Source organism: Arthrobacter sp. JUb119, assembly GCF_024807995.1.
In the GTDB taxonomy this organism is placed as follows: Bacteria; Actinomycetota; Actinomycetes; order Actinomycetales; family Micrococcaceae; genus Glutamicibacter.
The window spans coordinates 598,868-617,633 of the sequence record NZ_JANUFE010000001.1; the positions used below are offsets into that span (position 1 = coordinate 598,868).

Consider the following 18,766-nt stretch of genomic DNA (forward strand, 5'->3'; position numbering starts at 1 on the left):
GTGCCTTACTTCGCTGCCTCTAGCAGGGCAGCGATTCCGGCGGCGCGGTCCGTGAGGTTCACGCGCAGCACTGGGCGGTTATGTTCGGCGTCAGCCAGTACTGCGCCATCGCCGATCGCCTGGGCGGTGATCAGGCCGCCGAAGGTGTACGGACGCTCCGGGATCCCAAGGTCTTCCTTGTGATCCGCGGTGACCTGCAAGAACACGCCCTGTGCCGGGCCGCCCTTGTGGTACTGGCCGGTGGAGTGCAAGAAGCGCGGACCCCAGCCGAAGGTGACTGGACGGCCGGTCTTCTTGGCGAGCAGATCGCGCAGCGCGGCAAGCTCCTGGTCCGCATTGCGGTTCAGGTATGCCTGGATGGCAAGGTAGCCGTCTGCCGGAAGCTGCGCGGCGAGCTGCTCCACAGCCGCCTCCAAGGTCTTGGCCCCGGTGCCGTAGAGCTCAACTGGTCCGTCCACTGCATCCGGTGCGCTCTGCGCCGGAGCATCGAGCATGGAACGGGCGGCGATCTTCGCGGCCTCGACATCAGGCTGGTCGAAGGGGCTGATGCCCAGCAGGTAGCCGGCCACGGCGGTGGCGTACTCGAAGATCATGAAGGCGGTGCCCAGCGGTGCACTGAAGTGCACGGCGGTGGCGTCCTCGTCGAAATCCTCAGGCAGCGCGTCGTAGACGAACAGCGGCAGCACGTCCTGAGCCGGGTTCGCCAGCTCCGGTGCATCCACATGCGCGGCAACAGGCAGCACGCCCTTGCCTTCCTTGCCGGTGGACTCGGCGATCAGCTGCTCGGCCCAGTCGCCGAAGCCCGGCAGGGCATCGCCCACACAGGCAATCAGCAGCTTGTCGCGGCCCGCGGTAGCCATGGCGGCACCCAGGTGCAGCGCGAGGTTGTCCTCGTCGTCCAGGGCCAGCACATCGTTGATCAGCCCGGATTCTTCAACCAGGGCTTCGATGTCCGCGCCGGCCAGGCCCGAAGGGACCAGGCCGAAAGCGGTCAGCGCCGAGTAGCGCCCGCCGACATTCGGATCCGCAGTGAATACCGCGCGCACGCCATCAGGATTATCCATGGGCGAGCCCGGATCGGTGACCAGCACCAAGCGGGTCGCCGGATCGATGCCGGCAGCCTGGAAAGCTGCGGTGAACGCACGGCGCTGCGAATCGGTTTCCACGGTGGAACCCGACTTGGAAGCAACCACCACGACGGTGCGCTGCAGGTCGGTTTCCACGATCTGCTTGACCATCGACGGATCGGTGGTGTCGCAGATGACCAGTTCCACCTCGTCATGGGCGGTGATGACCTCAGGAGCCAGCGAGGAGCCGCCCATGCCGCACAGCACGATGCGGGTCAGGCCCTCTTCTTGCAGCTCATCGCGCAGATCCAGGATCTGCGGGATCAGTTTGCCAGCTGCCTCGAAGGGGTTGACCCAACCGAGGCGGATGGCCGATTCAGCTTCTGCCTCAGGACCCCAAATGGTCGGGTCCTGGGCGGCGATGCGGCTGCCGATCTTCGCTTCGATCAGCTTCGGGAGCAACGCATCGACGGAGGCCAGGGCCTCGCCGGAGGTTACCAGACCAAGCTCCATCTACTTGGCTCCCTTCAATGCCACAGCCATGTCCTCAAGCAGCTCGTTCCATGCGACGTCGAACTTCTGAACGCCTTCGACCTCGAGCAGGTCCACGACCTCGTTGTAGTCGATGCCCAGTGCAGCGAGCTTGTCCAGCACGCGGTTGGCCGCATCGTAGCCGCCGGCGATCGCGTTGCCGCGCACCTCGGCTTCAGCCGCGGTGGCGTCCAGGGTCTTCTCCGGCATGGTGTTCACGGTCTGCGGCGCGACCAGTTCGGTCACGTACAGGGTCGATGGGTAGGCAGGATCCTTCACGCCGGTCGAAGCCCACAGCGGACGCTGGACGTTGGCGCCGGCAGCTGCCAGCACCTCGTAGCGTGCCGAAGCGAAGGACTCTTCGAAGACCTGGTAAGCCAGGCGGGCATTGGCCACGCCGGCCTGGCCGCGCACGGCGGCCGCGGCATCGGTGCCGATGGCGTCCAGGCGCTTGTCGATTTCCGAATCCACGCGGGAAACGAAGAAGGAAGCGACCGAGTGGATCTTGGACAGGTCCACGCCGGCAGCGTGGGCCTTCTCCAGGCCCAGCAGGTAGGCGTTGATGACCTCGCGGTAGCGTTCCAGCGAGAAGATCAGGGTGACGTTCACCGAAATGCCGGCGGCAATGGTTTCGGTGATGGCTTCCAGGCCCTCGACGGTTGCCGGGATCTTGATCAGCACGTTCTCGCGGTTCACGCGTTCGTACAGGGCCTTGGCCTGGGCGATGGTTGGTGCGGTCTCGTGAGCCAGGCGGGGATCGACCTCGATGGACACGCGGCCGTCGAAGCCCTGGGAGGACTCGTAGACGCCCTTGAACAGGTCGCAGGCAGCTGCCACGTCGTCGCTGGTGATTTCGGTGATCGCGTCTTCCACCGAGCGGTGCTTCTGCTCGGCGATGGCCTCGCCGTACACCTCTGCCTTGGACAGCGATGCCGCGAAGATTGCCGGGTTGGTTGTCACGCCGACCACGTTCTTCTCTTCGATTAGCTTGGCCAGCGAGCCGCTGGTCAGCCGTTCACGCGAAAGGTCGTCCAGCCAGATGGAGACGCCGGCATCGGACAGGGCCTGGGTATTCGGGTTGCTCATAATCTTTACTTCGGTTCCTTACTTGGCAGCGTTCTGCATGGAGGTTTCGGCAGCGGCTACAACAGCCTCGGTGGTGATGCCGAACTCGGAGTACAGCTTCTTGTAATCGGCGGAAGCGCCGAAGTGATCCAGCGAAATGATTTCGCCGTGCGCGCCGACCAGCTCGCGCCAGCCCTGGGCCACGCCGGCTTCAACCGAAACGCGGGCGGTGATGGCTGCCGGCAGGACCTCTTCGCGGTAGGCCGCGTCCTGCTTGGCGAACCATTCCAGCGACGGCAGCGAAACGACGCGGGCCGCGACGTTCTTGGCAGCCAGGGCTTCGCGGGCTTCGATAGCCAGCTCGACCTCGGAGCCGGTGGCCAGCAAGATGACATCCGGAGTGGTCTCCGCGCCATCGCGCACAGCCTCGGCGAGGATGTAGCCGCCCTTCAGCGTGCCTTCGGCGCCGCGGAAGCCGGTGGCCGCGCGGTCGTAGATTGGCAGGTTCTGGCGGGAGAGGACGATGCCCGACGGGGTGTCGGTCAGCTCGAGGATGCCGCGCCATGCGTAGGCGACTTCGTTGGCATCCGCTGGGCGGACGACGTCGAAGTTGGGGATGATGCGCAGCGAAGCGAGCTGCTCCACTGGCTGGTGGGTCGGGCCGTCTTCGCCCAGGCCGATGGAGTCGTGGGTCCACACGAAGATCGAGGGGACACCCATCAGCGCGGCCAAGCGGATCGCCGGACGCTGGTAGTCCGAGAAGATCAGGAAGGTTCCGGAGAATGCACGGGTCGGGCTGGAGAGCACGATGCCGTTCACGATCGAGGCGGCGGCGTGCTCGCGGATGCCGAAGTGCAGCACGCGGCCGTACGGGCTGGCGGACCAGGAATCGGTGGAGCGGCGCTCGGGAGCGAAGGACTTCGCGGTCTCGATGGTGGTGTTGTTCGAACCGGCGAGGTCGGCAGAGCCGCCCCAGAGTTCTGGCAATTCATCGGCGATCGCGTTGATGACCTTGCCCGACGCGGCGCGGGTAGCCATGGTGGAGCCTGGCTCGAAGGCCGGGATCTTCTCGGTCCAGCCCTCTGGCAATTCGCCAGCCTGCAGGCGCTCAAGCAGGGCGGCTTCTTCCGGATTGGCTGACTTCCAGGCCTCGAAGGTCTCGTTCCACGAGGCGTGCAGCTGCGCACCGCGGGTTACGACCTCGCGGGCGTGAGCCAGTACATCGTCCTCGATCTGGAAGTTCTTCTCGGGGTCGAAGCCCAGGATCGTCTTCAGGCCGGAAACTTCCTCGGTACCCAGCTTCGAGCCGTGGATGCCGCCGGTGTTCTGCTTGGTCGGCGATGGCCATCCGATGATGGTGCGCAGGCTGATGATCGATGGGCGGGAGGTCTCGGCCTTCGCGGCGCGCACAGCAGCATCGAGTGCGGCCATGTCCTCGACGTATTCTCCGGTGACGGTCCAGTCCACGCGCTGGGTGTGCCAGCCGTAGGACTCGTAGCGGCCCAGCACGTCTTCGGTGAAGGCGATGTCGGTGTCGTTCTCGATGGAGATCTTGTTGTCATCGTAGATCACAACGAGGTTGCCCAGTTCCTGGTGGCCGGCCAGCGAGGAGGCCTCGGAGGTGACGCCTTCCTGCAGGTCGCCATCGGAAGCGATGACGTAGACAGTGTGGTCGAACGGGCTGGTCCCTGCCTCGGCAGCTGGATCCAGCAGGCCGCGCATGCGGCGCTGGGAGTAGGCGAAACCAACGGCGGAAGCCAGGCCCTGGCCCAGCGGACCGGTGGTGATCTCAACGCCGGCGGTGTGGCCGAACTCCGGGTGGCCCGGGGTCTTGGCGCCCCAGGTGCGCAGCGCTTCGATGTCTTCCATCTCCAGACCGTAGCCCGAGAGGAACAGCTGCAGGTACAGGGTCAGCGAGGTGTGGCCCGGGGAAAGCACGAAACGGTCGCGGCCGATCCAGTTCGGATCCTTCGGATCGTGGCGCAGGTGCTTCTGGAAAATCAAGTAGGCGGCCGGAGCCAAGCTCATTGCGGTACCGGGGTGGCCATTGCCAACCTTTTCGACGGCGTCGGCTGCCAGGACACGGGTGGTGTCGATGGCCTTACGGTCCAACTCGGTCAGTGAGAATTCTTCAACTAAGGATTCAGTCGCCACAGCGGCGTTCCTTCCATTCAGGCTTGGACGGGAGATATCTCCCGCTGACACGCAATACGCCGTCGCCTCCTGCTTCCTCCGGCTGTGCTTTATTCAGAGGGATGCAGGTCGCGACGGCGCAATCTGAGTCAACTCTATCGCGAAAAGGCGTATTGGGGCGTTGGATTTAGCAAGATGACACAGAATTATTCGGTTTGCGCAGAAGGTGGACTTGATACGGCTATTCATGCCATGGCGTGAGCGAATTGCTCAGGCATTCTGCGCATTCGTGCGCAGGTGGCAGCCGGGGGATATGGGTGGCCGGGCACTTCTGCCAGCCGGTGCACGGCAACCAGCCAACGCTACAAAGAACAAGATTTGTTCCACTAGCGGCCATCAGTTGCCATCTTTGTTCATTTGGGAGCAGGGTCCGGGGGACCGCGCGCAATCTGCCGAAATGCTGTTGGGCATTTGGAACTGGATGAGTTCTCCCGCCGCGCGGGGTTATTCCATCGAAGGCTCCCGGCTTGTCGACTTTGGCGTGCTGCAACGGTACGCGGGAAACGCTGGTTGGGGCGGGGGCTGCCTGCGGAAGATCGGTTCGAGGAGCAGAATCCGATGGGAGCGTGAAGCCGCAAAGGTGCATGGCTAGCCGCCGGGCAGGCGATTGTAGCGTCTTGAATTGAGCCAAATCACCATTTTTCAACTGTGATCCTCTCCTGGGGAGTTTCAATCAATTTCTATCCAGCGTAGAATGACAGTGTCTGTCTTGTACCCGTGAAGAACTGAGTGCGTTTAATTGAAGACTCAAAGTGTCGCCGCAGCATCAGTGCCCCGCGCATCGCGTCAGCCTGATGAAAATGCCGGCGATTTTCTGAAGCGCAAGGCCAATGCCTACGTGGCGTTGACGAAGCCTCGCGTAATCGAGTTGCTGCTAGTGAGCACCCTTCCGACCATGATCTTTGCCGAACGGGGTTTCCCCTCCGTCTGGCTCATGATCTCCACCCTTGTTGGTGGAGCTATGGCCGCAGGTGCTTCTGGTGCATTCAACTGCTATATCGATCGCGATATGGATAAGTTGATGAAGCGTACCAAGGGGCGCCCTTTAGTCACTGGGGACCTCACCCCGAGGGAAGCACTGGTCTTCTCTTGGGTATTGGCCATAGCCTCCCTGGTGGTTCTCTGGGTTGGCACCAATCCGCTGACGACCGCCTTGGGCCTGGCTGCAATCCTCCTCTACGTCGTGTTCTACACTTTGATCCTCAAGCGCCGTACCGCTCAGAACATTGTCTGGGGTGGCATCGCCGGCTGCATGCCTGTGCTGATCGCTTGGGCCGCAGTGACCAACACAATTGAATGGCCAGCGATCATCCTGTTCCTGGTGATCTTCCTCTGGACCCCGCCGCATTACTGGCCGCTGTCCATGAAGTATGCGGATGACTACAACGCGGCTTCAGTGCCTATGCTGGGCGCGATCGCCAACGCTCGCCGCGTTTCGGTACAGGTTGTGCTCTACGCTTGGGCCACTGTCGTTTGCTCGATGCTGCTGGTCCCACTGGGTAGCGCAGGAATCGTTTACACCGCAATCGCTGGTGGCGCGGGCATCTGGTTCGTCTGCGAATCGCACGTGCTCTACCGCGAAGCGCAGAGCGACCATAAGCCGGCTGAGATCAACCGCAAGGCCATGAAGGTCTTCCATATCTCCATTACCTACTTGTCGATCGTATTCCTGGCCTTGGCCATTGACCCGTTCGTGGGTAGCCCGCTGTTCGGCTAGGTTCAACGCCGCAGCTGAGCGTCGGTTAGCGCCCTTCCTGGAATCCAAATGAAAATGGATTCCAGGAAGGGCGCTTTTCTGCGTTCGAGCGTAGTTGCCCTTCGCATCGGCCAATGCATGCGCACTATGCGTTTAGGCAGAAATTACTCTCATCGAGGGAAATAAGACTAGATCTTGCTATGCAAGTCTTGCTACGCAAGGTATGGTTATCGCATGTCCGATCAACGCGAGAAAATCGCCACGAATATACGCAAGGGCGTCCTTGAGTACTGTGTGCTGGCTTCGTTAGCCAGCGGAGATAAATACGGGTTGGAGCTGGCAGAAGAGCTCACCGCGCGGAAGCTTACCGCCGGCGAGGGGAGCCTGTATCCGTTGCTGGCGCGCATGAAAGCCACTGGGCTGGTAGAAACCTACTGGGAAGAAGGCGCGTCGGGACGCAAACGGAAGTACTACACCATTACCGAGCACGGGCATCTGATGGTTGGCGAGTTCCGCGGGGTATGGGAAGCAATTTCAATGCAAGTCACCGATCTACTTGGAGAGCAACATGGCATCGACAGCTGAGCAGTACAGTGCGGAAGCGTATTTGCGGGAATTGGGGAAGCTCCTGCGCGGTGCTCCAAGGGATATGGGCTTAGAGCTTCTGGAGGATGTGGCGCAGCATATCGAGGATGGCCGAGCCCTAGGCAGGGATGATGACCAAATCCTCGCCGCGCTAGGCAGTCCTGAAACTGTTGCAGCCCCTCTGATGGCCGAGTACGCGGCTCCGCAGGAGCGGGCCATCCTACGCAGGAATAGCTTGGTGCTCGGTGCGGTGGCACTGGTCCTCGGTGTCCTTGTCTCCATCATCGATACGACTCTGGCAGATACCCTGGGTGACCTGATTTTTGGCGCTTCTGTGCCAGAAGGTGAGGGCAGTAGCTACGACTCGATATATGAGCAAGGCGCATTGCAATTGCTGATCTTCGCAATATTCGGACTTGGCGTAGCGGCCACCGCGGTCATGAAGGGAAAAACGGCACGAATCTACGGCTACGCGGCGGCCTTGTGCATGACAGCGCTCGTTGCCGGATTAATTACCAGCAGTGGAATCTTCTATATCCCGTCAATGGTCGCAGCATGGATGCTAGTCGGAATCAATGGGCGTTCGTCCAAATCGGTGAATCGAGAACCGCGTTCAAAGTTGATCCGCATCATTGGTGGCACTGCTCTGCTATTGCCAGTCGTGCTCCTGGGAGCCGCATCGTTCACGAGTATCGAGCCGAACGTCGCCGTATACGCATACCTTGCCCTGGGCTTGGCCTGCGGCATCGGGTTCTTGTCCAATTCCCGGATTGCTCTATGGGCTACCTGCGCTAACGGCGCCGCCCTTCTTGCGGTTTCCACCGTGGATCAAGGCCTGCTGCTTGCGGCATTCTGGCTAGCCGGAACAGTCTATTTCTTCTTTGGACTTTATGGTTTGATGTGGTTCACGCGCCGTGGAACGGCCGGGGGACAGCGTTAAGCAACTGGGGGTTGCCTTGCACATCGAGTGCAGGGCAACCCCCAGTCATTTACTCAGGATTCTAGGAATCGTTGCGCTGGTATTCCGGAAGGATGGCAGCCCGATCCCAGACGTTTGCGGAGGCGGCAAGCAGCAAGCTCGCGCCGAGCATGTGGGAGAGTACCAGGGCGACTGGCAGCCCATTGAAATGCTGGATGTAGCCAATTGCTGCCTGGACCGCAATTGCCGCGACAAGCCACCAGATGGCGATGCGAAGCTGGATGTTTCCGCCCTGCTTGTAGGCCAGAATCAGCACCACGATGGTTGCGGCAACGAGCAAGTACACCGGAGCAGTATGCATGCGGGTTACCAGCAGTGGATCGAACAAGTGGCGCGGGGCATCGGCATCGCCTGCATGCGGTCCGGTGCCGGTCACGATAGTTCCGAATGCCACTGCGAGCAGGGAGAAGATCCATGCGGCGAAGGAGAGCTGGCGGATCGACTTGCTGCTCTGATCGAACTTGCGGTTCTTCAGTTCCTTGGCGGTGCGGTTCACCTGGAATGTTGCCATGATGACCAGTGCGCCGGAAATCAGGAAGTGCACCGAAACGACCCAAGCGTTCAGTCCGGTCCACACGGTGATGGCTCCGATGAGTGCCTGCAACGCGATGCCGGCGAGCAAGCCGATGGACAACTTGAACAGGGTGCGGTGGGTAGGGCGCATCTTCCAGATGGAGATCAGGAACGCGACAGCGATGACCAGCAGGACAAAGGTCAGCAGGCGGTTGCCGAACTCGATGATTCCATGGATGCCCATTTCCGGGACAGGGGTCATCGAACCGGGAACGCAATTGGGCCAGTGGGAGCAGCCGAGGCCCGAATTCGTCAAGCGTACGGCTCCACCGGTGACGATAATGCCAATCTGCGAGATCAGGGATGCGATCGCGAGACCATGCACGAGGCGAGTGACCTTCGTGGGCAGTTTATCGGCCCAGCTCTGGGTGGCTTGGGCTGAAGACATTGAAATCTCCCTTTTCGGAATTTGGGTGGTGGTCAGCTCCATTTGAACAGCTTGATGGCTGCAAAGGAGCCAACTGCTGACCAAAGGATCAAGAAGATAAGGCCAGCAATGCTGAACTGGCCGTGGATCAGGGCATCGCGCATGGCATCGCCCAGCGCTGCCGATGGCAGCGCATTCAGGGTTGGCTGGGCCCAATCAGGGGCCATGCTCAAGGGGTAGAGGACACCGCCGGCACCGGCCAGCAGGATCCAGGCAAGGTTGGTGATCGCCAACGTCGCTTCAGGGCGGACGGTGCCGGCAATCAGCAGGCCTAGCGCGGTAAACGCGGCTGCGCCCAAGAGCAGGAAGAGTATAGCCGGAGCAATGCCCCAAGGGTTCGGATGCCAGTCCAGGAACAACAAGGAGACAGAGCAGATTAAGACGACCTGGATCAGCAGGACCGACAGCACGGCAATGACCTTGCCGAAAATCAGTCCGGTTTTCCCCAGCGGCGTAGTGGAGAACATGGTCAGCACGCCATAGCGGCGGTCAAATCCGGTGCCAATTCCCTGCCCGGTGAAAGCCGTCGAAATGACGCACAAGGCCAAGACGCCAGGAACGGCGGCATCAATGCTGCGGTCTGCGACATCCTTGACCAGATCGGTCAGGGTGAGCACGAAGAGCGCAATGAGCGGCATGACAACAGCGAGAATGAGCTGTTCGCCATTGCTGAGCATCTGGATGGATTCGTATTTACCCTGGTTCAGGATTCGGCGCAGTGGCGAGACAGCATTGGAGCGTGCCTGTGTTTGGCTCATGCCCTTCCCTCCTTCTGTGCGATTTCAAGGAAAACGTCTTCGAGGCTTCGTGACTGCAAGTTGAGCTCGGTTGGCAAAATGCCCTCCTGGAGCCACCAATGGGTTAGCCAGTTCAAGTGTTCGGGGGAGTTGACCCCGTCGAGCCGGTATTGGCCGGCTCCGGTCTCCTCCAGGTGCAATCCTGCCGGTGGTTCAGGTAGGCGCAGCCCTGCTGGGGCGGAGAAGGACACCGGGCGGGTGTCCTGGTCTTCGGCAGCGCGGGCCGTCAGCTCGGCCACGGTGCCTTGCGCCACGGTGCAGCCCTTGTCGATGATGTAGACGTAGTCGCTGAGGCGTTGCGCGTCATCCATGAGGTGGGTGGTGAGGATGATGGCCTTTCCTGCATCGCGAAGTTCGGCAATGAGGTCGAAGACTACCTGGCGGGACTGCGGATCCAGCCCAGCACTTGGTTCATCGAGGAAGAGCACTTCCGGATCTCCGGCCAGCGCCAGGGCCAAGGCGACGCGCTGCTTCTGGCCACCAGAGAGACGGCGGATCGTGCGGGTGCCAAATGATTCGAGATCCAACCGTGTGATCAACGCATCAATATCAATGGGCTTCTGATAGAGGGAAGCGACGTGCCTCAAGAGCGGAACCGGTCGCATTGAGGGTGGCAACCCTCCGTCTTGGAGCATGACTCCGACGCGGGAACGCAATTCGGGATTGTCGCCGAAGGGGTTCTGGCCCAGGAGTTCGACGGTTCCGCCTTCGGGCTGAAGCAGCCCCTGGGCACAAGCGAGGGTCGTGGATTTGCCGGCTCCGTTAGCTCCTAAAAGCGTGGTGACCTGACCCGGATAAGCTTTTAGGGACACCGACTCCAGGACTCGCAACATGCGATTGTCCAAGGCGGGGACTGGACCTAAATCTTTAGCCAGCTCGTTGATGACAAGGCTGGGAGTTACAGAAGACACTGAAACATTCTACGACATGTCGAACTGGCTGAGCTGAGTGTTTTGTCACCAACCCTCGAGTTCCGTTGAGGTGGGCGGGACAATGGGAGTGTCAGAGGTTCGATTCAAGTAACGCACTAGTCGGGCAAGCATGTCCTTAGTAAGTCCTTCCTTACTAGACCTAGAGCAAAAATTTACGCATGATTGTGTTGTGTATTCATCAAATTCAGAATCAGCTAGTGGCTCCACTGCCGCGACAGTTGGCGCAGTTGGGGATACCGAGGAGCGTACGCGCGACCGCGTCCTGTACGCAGTACTCGAGGACGGGCCGGTCAGTGCTGCCGAGCTTGGAAGCAAGCTGGGCTTCACGCCTGCTGCGGTCCGCCGTCACCTCGACGCGCTCTCAAAATCGGGACTCGTAGAGGTGAAACTGGTAGCCAACCAGAAAACCGGTGCTGGACGTCCGTCGCGTCGCTACGTGCTTTCGCACCGCGGGCAGACGAAGTTGGGCAACGATTACCTGGAGATTGCTTCCGACGCATTGAAGATGCTCGGCGATGCGGCCGGAGAGGACGCGATTCGCAAGTTTGCGCGTAACCGCTTCGCATCAATGGAAGATCGATACGCCAAGGCGCTGGTCGGCGTTGAAGGGCTGGAAGCACGAGCCGAGGTGCTGGGCAATTTGCTCAGTGCAGATGGATTCGTGGGATACACCCGAAAAGTGGATACCAAAGTGGCAACTGCCCTGATGCATAGCGTGCAGCTATGCCAGGGACACTGCCCGATACAAGACTTGGCACGAGAGTTTCCAGTGTTTTGCGACATGGAAACGGAAATGTTCGCCCGCTTGCTAGGCGTCGACGTCCGACGACTGTCGACCTTGGCCGGTGGAGGACACGTGTGCACGACCCACATCCCTGTGGGGCGTGAAAAGGCGCCAATGCGCGCTGAGAAAAGAACTCGAATTCAGTTCACGAAGCAGGAGAGGCCGCGATGACGGATCAGATTGCACAGGAGTCTGCCGACCCGGGTGTAATTTCCGAAATTCTGGAGAAGAACCCCGAACTCCACGGAATCGGCAATTACGAATACGGCTGGTCAGACAAGAACGACGCGGGTGCAAATGCGCGCCGTGGCGTCGACAAGGACGTAGTGGCGAATATTTCCGCCCTGAAGTCCGAGCCAGAATGGATGCTGGAGCGTCGCCAGAAGGCGCTGAAGTACTTCGATCGCAAGCCAATGCCTACCTGGGGTCCAGACCTCTCGGGTATTGATTTCGACAACATCAAGTACTTCGTGCGTTCCACCGAGAAGCAGGCGACCTCCTGGGAAGAACTTCCAGAAGACATCAAGAACACCTACGACAAGTTGGGTATTCCAGAGGCTGAAAAGCAGCGTCTGGTGTCCGGCGTTGCCGCCCAGTACGAGTCCGAGGTTGTCTACCACCAGCTGCGTGAAGACCTTGAAGCCCAGGGCGTCATCTTCCTTGACACCGACACTGGACTGAAGGAGCACCCGGAGATCTTCCAGGAGTACTTCGGCTCGGTCATTCCAGCGGGCGACAACAAGTTCGCTTCGCTGAACACTGCCGTGTGGTCCGGCGGCTCGTTCGTGTACGTCCCGAAGGGCGTACATGTGGAGATCCCGCTGCAGGCTTACTTCCGCATCAACACGGAAAACATGGGCCAGTTCGAACGCACCCTGATCATCGCTGATGAGGGCTCCTACGTTCACTACATCGAGGGTTGCACCGCACCGATCTACCAGTCGGATTCGCTGCACTCTGCCGTTGTGGAAATCATCGTGAAGAAGGACGCCCGCGTTCGCTACACCACGATCCAGAACTGGTCGAACAACGTCTACAACCTGGTGACCAAGCGTGCCGTCTGCGAAGAAGGCGCCACCATGGAATGGGTCGATGGCAACATCGGCTCGAAGGTCACCATGAAGTACCCAGCCGTTTACCTCGTTGGCGAACGCGCCAAGGGTGAGACCCTGTCCATCGCCTTCGCCGGCGAGGGCCAGCACCAGGACACCGGATCCAAGATGGTCCACATCGCTCCGAACACCTCTTCGGCCATTGTGGCCAAGTCGGTGGCTCGTAACGGTGGCCGCTCGGCTTACCGCGGCCTGGTCCAGGTCCAGGAAGGCGCCAAGGGCACCAAGAACTCGGTGGTCTGCGACGCGTTGCTGGTCGACCAGATCTCGCGTTCGGATACCTACCCGTACATCGACGTCCGCGAGGACGACGTAACCATGGGCCACGAGGCGACCGTCTCGCGCGTTTCCGAAGAGCAGCTGTTCTACCTGATGTCCCGCGGCATGGCCGAGGACGAGGCCATGGCAATGATCGTGCGCGGCTTCGTTGAGCCAATCGCACGCGAGCTGCCTATGGAGTACGCGCTGGAACTGAACCGCCTTATTGAACTTCAGATGGAAGGATCGGTCGGCTAAGAATGTCGGAGACCACCACCCATATCCCAGCAGAGAAGGCGCGCATCGGCGCACCATCGATTCCTGGTTTCACCGAAGAGGGCGAAGACCTTTCGCCGATCAACGACAACGACAGCTCGCCGCTGGCCGGTGCCTCCACCAAGGCGCACAGCCACGGCGGCGGAGTTGGAGTTCCCGATTCATCGCGTGCCGGTCGACTGACCAGCACCAATGTAGATGACTTCGCCAAGCTGACCGGTCGTGAAGAGGACTGGCGCTTCACCCCGCTCAAGCGCCTGAAGGGCCTGCACAGCGATGACCTCACCGGCGCGGCTCCCAAGATAGAGCTCGCCGGCAACGGAATCGCCAAGCTGTCGGTTGTTCCGGCTGGCGACGCGCTGAACGGTGTTGCGCATACCCCGGATGACCGCGTGTCGGCCAACGCTTGGAAGTTCGCTTCCGAGACCCACGTTGTGACGATCCCGAAGAACGCCGAAGGTGCCAACGCAACCCTGCGCATCACCGGCGAGTCGCTGGCAGCGGCGGCTCAGCACCTCATCGTTGTTGCCGAGGAAAATTCCGAGGCTACTGTTGTGCTGGACCACGTCGGTTCGGCAGTGCTGGCACAGAACGTCGAGTTCGACGTCCAGGCCAACGCCCGCTTGACCGTGATCTCCCTGCAGGCTTGGGAAGATGACGCCGTTCACGCTTCCTCGCAGCAGGCGCTGGTAGCTGCTGGCGCTTCGTTCAAGCACATTGTTGTTTCCTTCGGTGGCGACCTGGTTCGCGTGAACCCGTCGGCTCGCTTCACCGGCGAACGCGCTGAGATCGAGCTCTACGGCTTGTACTTCGCAGATGCCGGCCAGCACCTGGAGCACCGCTTGTTCGTTGACCACGCTGTGGCCAACTGCAAGTCGAACGTGCTGTACAAGGGTGCGCTGCAGGGCAAGGACGCACACACCGTGTGGGTTGGCGATGTGCTGATCCAGAAGGCTGCTGTTGGTACCGACTCCTACGAAGCCAACCGCAACCTGGTTCTGACCGATGGCGCCCGCGCTGATTCGGTTCCGAACCTTGAAATCGAAACCGGTCTGATCGATGGTGCTGGCCACGCATCGACCACCGGCCGCTTCGACGATGAGCACCTCTTCTACCTGATGGCTCGCGGCATCGATGAAAAGACCGCACGCCGCTTGGTAGTTCGCGGATTCCTGAACGAAATCGTTCAGCAGATCGGCGATGAGGCTCTGCAGGAGCGACTGACCGACACCATCGAAGAAGAATTGGCTGCTACCGAGAACTAGGTAGTGCTCGCTTCACCAGCTTTTTAGCCTTAGCGCTTTTTAGAAAGAAACGGAACGACGTATGTCTACTCTGGAAATCAAGGACCTGCACGTCTCGATTGACACCGAGCAGGGCGAGAAGGAAATTCTCAAGGGTGTAACCCTGACCATCAAGACCGGCGAAACCCACGCAATCATGGGCCCTAACGGCTCGGGCAAGTCGACCTTGGCTTCGACCATCGCTGGCCACCCGCGCTACAACGTCACCTCCGGCTCCATCACCCTCGATGGTGAAGATGTCCTGGAGATGAGCGTCGACGAGCGCGCCAAGGCTGGCCTGTTCCTGGCTATGCAGTACCCGGTAGAGGTACCAGGCGTAACCATGACCAACTTCCTGCGTACCGCCAAGACCGCCATCGACGGCGAAGCTCCAAAGCTTCGTACTTGGACCAAGGACGTCAAGGAAGCTATGAGCAAGCTGAAGATCGATGCCGACTTCGCTGGCCGTAACGTCAACGAAGGCTTCTCCGGTGGCGAGAAGAAGCGCGTCGAGATCCTGCAGCTGGAACTGTTCAAGCCCAAGTTCGCAGTTCTGGACGAGACCGACTCCGGCCTGGACGTCGACGCTCTGAAGGTTGTCTCCGAGGGCGTTAACCGCGCACAGGACGAGAACGAAATGGGCACCCTGCTCATCACCCACTACACCCGCATCCTGCGCTACATCAAGCCAGAATTCGTGCACGTGTTCGTGGATGGCCGAGTTGCAGAACAGGGCGGCCCGGAACTGGCTGACCGTCTGGAAGAAGAAGGCTACGACCGTTACCTGAACGTCAAGGCCTAAGGTTACAATCATGAGCGAATCGACCGAACAGAGCACGGGAGCCGCTACGACTCCTCTGGAAGACGTTGAGGAAGCGCTCAAGGACGTCATTGACCCTGAACTGGGTGTCAATATTGTCGACCTGGGTTTGCTGTACGGCCTGAAGTACGCGGATGACGGCGTACTCTTGCTGGACCTCACGCTGACAACCGCCGCTTGCCCGCTCACCGATATTATCGAAGAGCAGGTCGGCCAGGCGCTGGAGAGCGTTGTGGACGACCACCGTTTGAACTGGGTCTGGATGCCGCCTTGGGGCCCAGAACGAATCACCGATGACGGTCGCGATCAGATGCGAGCCCTGGGCTTCAACATCTAATTTAGGCTGTTTCAAGCAGAACCGCTTGCTCCCTACGGGGGTGAGCGGTTCTGTTCGTTAACGCCCGAGGGGCCTGCATTCCTTCAGGTATCTCGTGGAAGAGCCGAAAGCGAAAGGGGTACCCGGGGCAGAATCGGGGAGCAGCGCATGTCCGAAGCCGCAAATGGTGCACATGAGAGCGCAACGTGGCCGATCGCAGAAATCGACGAAGCACCCAAGGACGTGAATGACCTCGAGCTGGGAGTCAACATTGTTGGCCTGGGCCTGCTTTACGGACGGTGTTTCGACGGCGATTCAGTCCTGGAAATCGACCTGACGTTGACGACGCCTGCCTGCCCGCTGACCGATCTACTCGAAGCGCAGATTGATGAAGTGCTGAAGAACCTTGTCGACGGCCGGAATCAGATGCAGGCCTTGGGGTTCAACATCTAGGCCAATGCCCCAAGGGCTCAATGCGGTACTGACTCGAAAGCAACCGCGCTTCCGGTGCCACCCGCGGCGGCCATGAGCGCGATCGCCCTTTGCCCAGGTATCCGTGCCTGGTTGGCCTGCCAGAACAGCCGAGTCGCAAGAATCGCGCCGCTAGCACCGTAGGGGTGTCCCAACGCCAAGGCCCCGCCACCCTGGTTCACCGTCACCTCGGTGATCCCTAGCTCATCGAGGCATGCCAGGGCCTGGACCGCAAAGGCTTCGTTGAACTCGATCAGTGGAGTGCTGGAAGCAGCAGCGGATGGCAGCAGGCCGATGAGCTTGCGGTACGCCGGTACCGCCGCCATGCCGAGAATGCCGGGATCGCAAGCACCTGAAGCAGAAGCAAGGTAGCGCATTGCGAAGGTTGGGTTCAGTCTCTGGCGCATTTGTTCGCTCACCAAGATTACCGCGGCTGCACCATCGTTAATCGGGCAGGAGTTTCCCGCAGTCACGGTGCCACCGGGTAGGAATGCCGGCTTGAGCGCAGCGAGCTTGCGAAGTGTCAGTCCGGGCCTGGGGCAGGTGTCGGCCGCTACTTGCCCGTTGCTTGTATCCACGGTGACAAGCTCGCGATCAAAGAGTCCAGCCGCTTGAGCGCGCAGCGCACGTTGGTGGCTCTGCAATGCGAAAGAATCTTGCCGCTCTTGTGCAATGCCGTAGGACTGGGCAATATTCTCCGCAGCTTCGCCCATTTCGGGGTCCGGGTCTCGCTCTGGAGTGAATCGGGCACGCGAGTAGAGGCGCGGAGGCTGGATTACGGAGGTTTGCTTTTCAACCCGCCATGGCGCGGTACTCACCGACTCCACGCCACCGGCCACCACGACATGCGCTTCACCGCAACGTATCATCCGCGCAGCGGCGGCAATTGCGTCCAGTCCACTGGCGCATTGGGCATCGATGCTGGTCGCGCTGACGGTCTTGGGCAGCACCGACGCCAAAGCAGACACTCGCGCTATATTTCCGCCCGGTCCCGCCGCATTGCCGGCAAATACGTGGTCTACATCCGCAGGGGAGATGCCGCTTCGATCTATTAGCGCGTTGATCACCCGAGCCAGCAGTTGGTCTGCGGTAATGCGGGAATACTCCTTGCCTGCTCTAACGATGGGCGTGCGTGCTGCATTGATAATGAAGGCGTCATTCATCTGAGCCAGTCGCTCCGTTCAATGTCCAGATCCTGGAAGTCCAAAGCCGAGGCATTCAATTTTCCGCTGAAGGTCTCGGGCCACGATCGCAAGTAGATGATTTGGTGCGGGATCTTGTACTGGGGCAAATGCTTCTGCAGGCCGGTGAGAAGAGCGGACGGATTGCGGGGTGGCGAAACCGTGTAGGCCAGCAACCTGGCTGGTGCGCTCGATGCATCGATCCGCACTACGGCATTGGCCAGCCCCTCGGCATTAAGCGCTGCGCCCACTTCGCCCGGGTGGATATTGTTTCCGTTGAGATTCATCATCCCGTCGTTGCGACGGGACAGGACGATGCGATTTGAACCCAGGAGCTTCGCCTGATCACCAATGCCGATTGCTGTGCCGCACCGAGCGATGACAGAGTCCGAGCTAAGGTCGTACCCCTTGGCGTTGAACGGGCTATCGATATAGAGCGAGCCAAAGCCTGAACCCGGCGTTGCCTCATGGGTGTGAGCCTGCACCCCGGGAAACAGCTGACCGTCGAAATAGGGAGTTCGCGGATGGTTGGCCAGTCGCTCGCGATACGCGATGAGGCTGTGCTCGCTGCTCCCGAAATATTCAACGCAGCGCGCCGAGGGAGCCATCTGGTGAAGAGTTTGCATGGTCTCCTGGTCCAGGGATTCCCCTCCGCTGATGACCAATCGCAGGCTGGAGAACCGTGCCGGGTCATCCAGGGCCAGCACCTTGCCTAGAATTGTCGGTACGCTGACGATACGGGTGCAGCTGACGCGCGCCAGCAATGATGCAACGCCCTTTTGATCCCATTTTCCGGAAGCCACGAAGGTGCCGCCAGTATGCAGGGACTCGACCATCGCGTAGAGGCCCAGACCGTGGGAAATGGGACTCGGGCAAAGAGTGGAATCATCTGGCGAAGCGCCCAAGATCGTGGCACCGGCACTCAGGGACGCTTCCCACGATGCAGCACTCCGGAGCACAGCCTTGGGACGCGATGAGCTTCCAGAAGTACAAATGATCAGCAGGTCTTCAGCGCAATGAGTCTTGGTCGCGGGCGCAATGTATTCACCGGGCTCGGGTGGCTCGGGCGGCAAGGCGAATCTTGGGACGCCGGGCAAAGGCCGCGGAACCGTCGATTCAAGCACGAAATCGCATTGAAGAGCGGTTGCCATGGAAGTGGCCAGATTTCCGGGCCAAGCAGGGTCAATCACCACCAATGTCTTGCCACTGCGCGCGATCGCATAAAAAGCGATGGCCATCTCAATCGGATCGCTGGTGTGCACAGCGATCCGATTGCCTGGAACGGATTCTAGCCGCTTGGCCAGAGCACCGCTTCTGCTGGCCAACTGCGCATAAGTCAGCCGGCTTTCAACCGTGAGCAGGGCAAGATGATCCGGTCGTTGATTGGCCCACCTTGCCAGTGCCTGCCACAGTTCCATCG

At 60.4% G+C, this 18,766-nt stretch carries 17 protein-coding genes; 9 read left to right on the plus strand and 8 right to left on the minus strand.

The annotated features are described in order from the left end of the window. Positions 1 to 5: 5 nt before the first annotated feature. From M2368_RS02880 to tkt, 3 genes are read right to left on the minus strand one after another with little or no spacing between them, the layout of a single operon-like run. Positions 6 to 1,580, minus strand: coding sequence for a phosphoglucose isomerase-related protein (locus M2368_RS02880; RefSeq protein ID WP_133834202.1), 1,575 nt, complete (start codon positions 1,578 to 1,580; stop codon positions 6 to 8). Next, positions 1,581 to 2,684 (minus strand): transaldolase, encoded by a 1,104-nt coding sequence (gene tal / locus M2368_RS02885; protein ID WP_105656655.1) that lies wholly within the window; start codon positions 2,682 to 2,684, stop codon positions 1,581 to 1,583. 18 nt (positions 2,685 to 2,702) lie between these two features. Beyond that, entirely contained in the window at positions 2,703 to 4,817 is a 2,115-nt protein-coding gene (gene tkt / locus M2368_RS02890) for a transketolase (RefSeq protein ID WP_332594700.1), read from the minus strand. 808 nt (positions 4,818 to 5,625) lie between these two features. On the opposite strand from tkt, the gene M2368_RS02895 reads away from it, so the two are divergent. The 3 genes from M2368_RS02895 (at position 5,626) to M2368_RS02905 (ending at position 8,077) form a co-directional block, all read left to right on the plus strand. Beyond that, complete coding sequence (locus M2368_RS02895) at positions 5,626 to 6,573, plus strand: heme o synthase (RefSeq protein ID WP_498724185.1); 948 nt, start codon at positions 5,626 to 5,628, stop codon at positions 6,571 to 6,573. Between the two features lie 213 nt (positions 6,574 to 6,786). After that, entirely contained in the window at positions 6,787 to 7,137 is a 351-nt protein-coding gene (locus M2368_RS02900) for a PadR family transcriptional regulator (RefSeq protein WP_105656651.1), read from the plus strand. After that, positions 7,121 to 8,077 carry a DUF1700 domain-containing protein gene (locus M2368_RS02905; RefSeq protein WP_332727184.1) on the plus strand — a complete coding sequence of 319 codons (957 nt, stop codon included), beginning with the start codon at positions 7,121 to 7,123 and terminating at the stop codon, positions 8,075 to 8,077. Before M2368_RS02900 ends, M2368_RS02905 begins: the two co-directional genes overlap by 17 nt. 61 nt (positions 8,078 to 8,138) lie before the next feature. Here the strand turns inward: M2368_RS02905 and M2368_RS02910 are convergent, their stop codons facing one another. The 3 genes from M2368_RS02910 to M2368_RS02920 are packed head-to-tail and all read right to left on the minus strand — an operon-like array spanning position 8,139 to position 10,824. After that, positions 8,139 to 9,077 carry a COX15/CtaA family protein gene (locus M2368_RS02910; protein WP_105656845.1) on the minus strand — a complete coding sequence of 313 codons (939 nt, stop codon included), beginning with the start codon at positions 9,075 to 9,077 and terminating at the stop codon, positions 8,139 to 8,141. A 32-nt stretch (positions 9,078 to 9,109) separates the two neighbouring features. After that, on the minus strand, positions 9,110 to 9,874 hold the full coding sequence (locus M2368_RS02915) for an ABC transporter permease (RefSeq protein ID WP_105656649.1): 765 nt from the start codon (positions 9,872 to 9,874) through the stop codon (positions 9,110 to 9,112). Beyond that, positions 9,871 to 10,824, minus strand: coding sequence for an ABC transporter ATP-binding protein (locus M2368_RS02920; protein ID WP_133834196.1), 954 nt, complete (start codon positions 10,822 to 10,824; stop codon positions 9,871 to 9,873). The genes M2368_RS02915 and M2368_RS02920 overlap by 4 nt, the downstream gene beginning before the upstream one ends. A 190-nt stretch (positions 10,825 to 11,014) precedes the next feature. Here M2368_RS02920 and M2368_RS02925 point away from each other — a divergent pair, with 190 nt between their 5' ends. From M2368_RS02925 to M2368_RS02950, 6 genes are all read left to right on the plus strand, one after another. Beyond that, positions 11,015 to 11,800 (plus strand): helix-turn-helix transcriptional regulator, encoded by a 786-nt coding sequence (locus M2368_RS02925; RefSeq protein WP_105656647.1) that lies wholly within the window; start codon positions 11,015 to 11,017, stop codon positions 11,798 to 11,800. After that, positions 11,797 to 13,257 carry a Fe-S cluster assembly protein SufB gene (gene sufB, locus M2368_RS02930; RefSeq protein WP_133834195.1) on the plus strand — a complete coding sequence of 487 codons (1,461 nt, stop codon included), beginning with the start codon at positions 11,797 to 11,799 and terminating at the stop codon, positions 13,255 to 13,257. The genes M2368_RS02925 and sufB overlap by 4 nt, the downstream gene beginning before the upstream one ends. A 2-nt stretch (positions 13,258 to 13,259) precedes the next feature. After that, a complete protein-coding gene (sufD, locus tag M2368_RS02935) occupies positions 13,260 to 14,540 on the plus strand; it encodes a Fe-S cluster assembly protein SufD (protein ID WP_133834194.1) in 1,281 nt (426 codons plus the stop codon). A gap of 61 nt (positions 14,541 to 14,601) precedes the next feature. Then, positions 14,602 to 15,360 carry a Fe-S cluster assembly ATPase SufC gene (gene sufC, locus M2368_RS02940; RefSeq protein ID WP_105656644.1) on the plus strand — a complete coding sequence of 253 codons (759 nt, stop codon included), beginning with the start codon at positions 14,602 to 14,604 and terminating at the stop codon, positions 15,358 to 15,360. Between the two features lie 10 nt (positions 15,361 to 15,370). Then, positions 15,371 to 15,715 (plus strand): metal-sulfur cluster assembly factor, encoded by a 345-nt coding sequence (locus M2368_RS02945; protein ID WP_133834193.1) that lies wholly within the window; start codon positions 15,371 to 15,373, stop codon positions 15,713 to 15,715. Between the two features lie 147 nt (positions 15,716 to 15,862). Next, on the plus strand, positions 15,863 to 16,147 hold the full coding sequence (locus M2368_RS02950; protein WP_105656642.1) for a metal-sulfur cluster assembly factor: 285 nt from the start codon (positions 15,863 to 15,865) through the stop codon (positions 16,145 to 16,147). 17 nt (positions 16,148 to 16,164) lie between these two features. Here the strand turns inward: M2368_RS02950 and M2368_RS02955 are convergent, their stop codons facing one another. After that, positions 16,165 to 17,328 carry a thiolase family protein gene (locus M2368_RS02955; RefSeq protein ID WP_400342458.1) on the minus strand — a complete coding sequence of 388 codons (1,164 nt, stop codon included), beginning with the start codon at positions 17,326 to 17,328 and terminating at the stop codon, positions 16,165 to 16,167. Continuing rightward, positions 17,325 to 18,764, minus strand: coding sequence for a class I adenylate-forming enzyme family protein (locus M2368_RS02960; RefSeq protein ID WP_402734792.1), 1,440 nt, complete (start codon positions 18,762 to 18,764; stop codon positions 17,325 to 17,327). Before M2368_RS02960 ends, M2368_RS02955 begins: the two co-directional genes overlap by 4 nt. Between the last annotated feature and the right edge of the window lie 2 nt (positions 18,765 to 18,766).

What these genes read in the sequence shown, in the direction of transcription:
- M2368_RS02880 (WP_133834202.1), bottom strand. Translation starts at nt 1,580, where the DNA reads ATGGAGCTTGGTCTGGTAACCTCCGGCGAGGCCCTGGCCTCCGTCGAT.
- tal (WP_105656655.1), bottom strand. Translation starts at nt 2,684, where the DNA reads ATGAGCAACCCGAATACCCAGGCCCTGTCCGATGCCGGCGTCTCCATC.
- M2368_RS02900 (WP_105656651.1), top strand. Translation starts at nt 6,787, where the DNA reads ATGTCCGATCAACGCGAGAAAATCGCCACGAATATACGCAAGGGCGTC.
- M2368_RS02905 (WP_332727184.1), top strand. Translation starts at nt 7,121, where the DNA reads ATGGCATCGACAGCTGAGCAGTACAGTGCGGAAGCGTATTTGCGGGAA.
- M2368_RS02910 (WP_105656845.1), bottom strand. Translation starts at nt 9,077, where the DNA reads ATGTCTTCAGCCCAAGCCACCCAGAGCTGGGCCGATAAACTGCCCACG.
- M2368_RS02915 (WP_105656649.1), bottom strand. Translation starts at nt 9,874, where the DNA reads ATGAGCCAAACACAGGCACGCTCCAATGCTGTCTCGCCACTGCGCCGA.
- sufB (WP_133834195.1), top strand. Translation starts at nt 11,797, where the DNA reads ATGACGGATCAGATTGCACAGGAGTCTGCCGACCCGGGTGTAATTTCC.
- sufD (WP_133834194.1), top strand. Translation starts at nt 13,260, where the DNA reads ATGTCGGAGACCACCACCCATATCCCAGCAGAGAAGGCGCGCATCGGC.
- sufC (WP_105656644.1), top strand. Translation starts at nt 14,602, where the DNA reads ATGTCTACTCTGGAAATCAAGGACCTGCACGTCTCGATTGACACCGAG.
- M2368_RS02945 (WP_133834193.1), top strand. Translation starts at nt 15,371, where the DNA reads ATGAGCGAATCGACCGAACAGAGCACGGGAGCCGCTACGACTCCTCTG.
- M2368_RS02950 (WP_105656642.1), top strand. Translation starts at nt 15,863, where the DNA reads ATGTCCGAAGCCGCAAATGGTGCACATGAGAGCGCAACGTGGCCGATC.
- M2368_RS02955 (WP_400342458.1), bottom strand. Translation starts at nt 17,328, where the DNA reads ATGAATGACGCCTTCATTATCAATGCAGCACGCACGCCCATCGTTAGA.
- M2368_RS02960 (WP_402734792.1), bottom strand. Translation starts at nt 18,764, where the DNA reads ATGGAACTGTGGCAGGCACTGGCAAGGTGGGCCAATCAACGACCGGAT.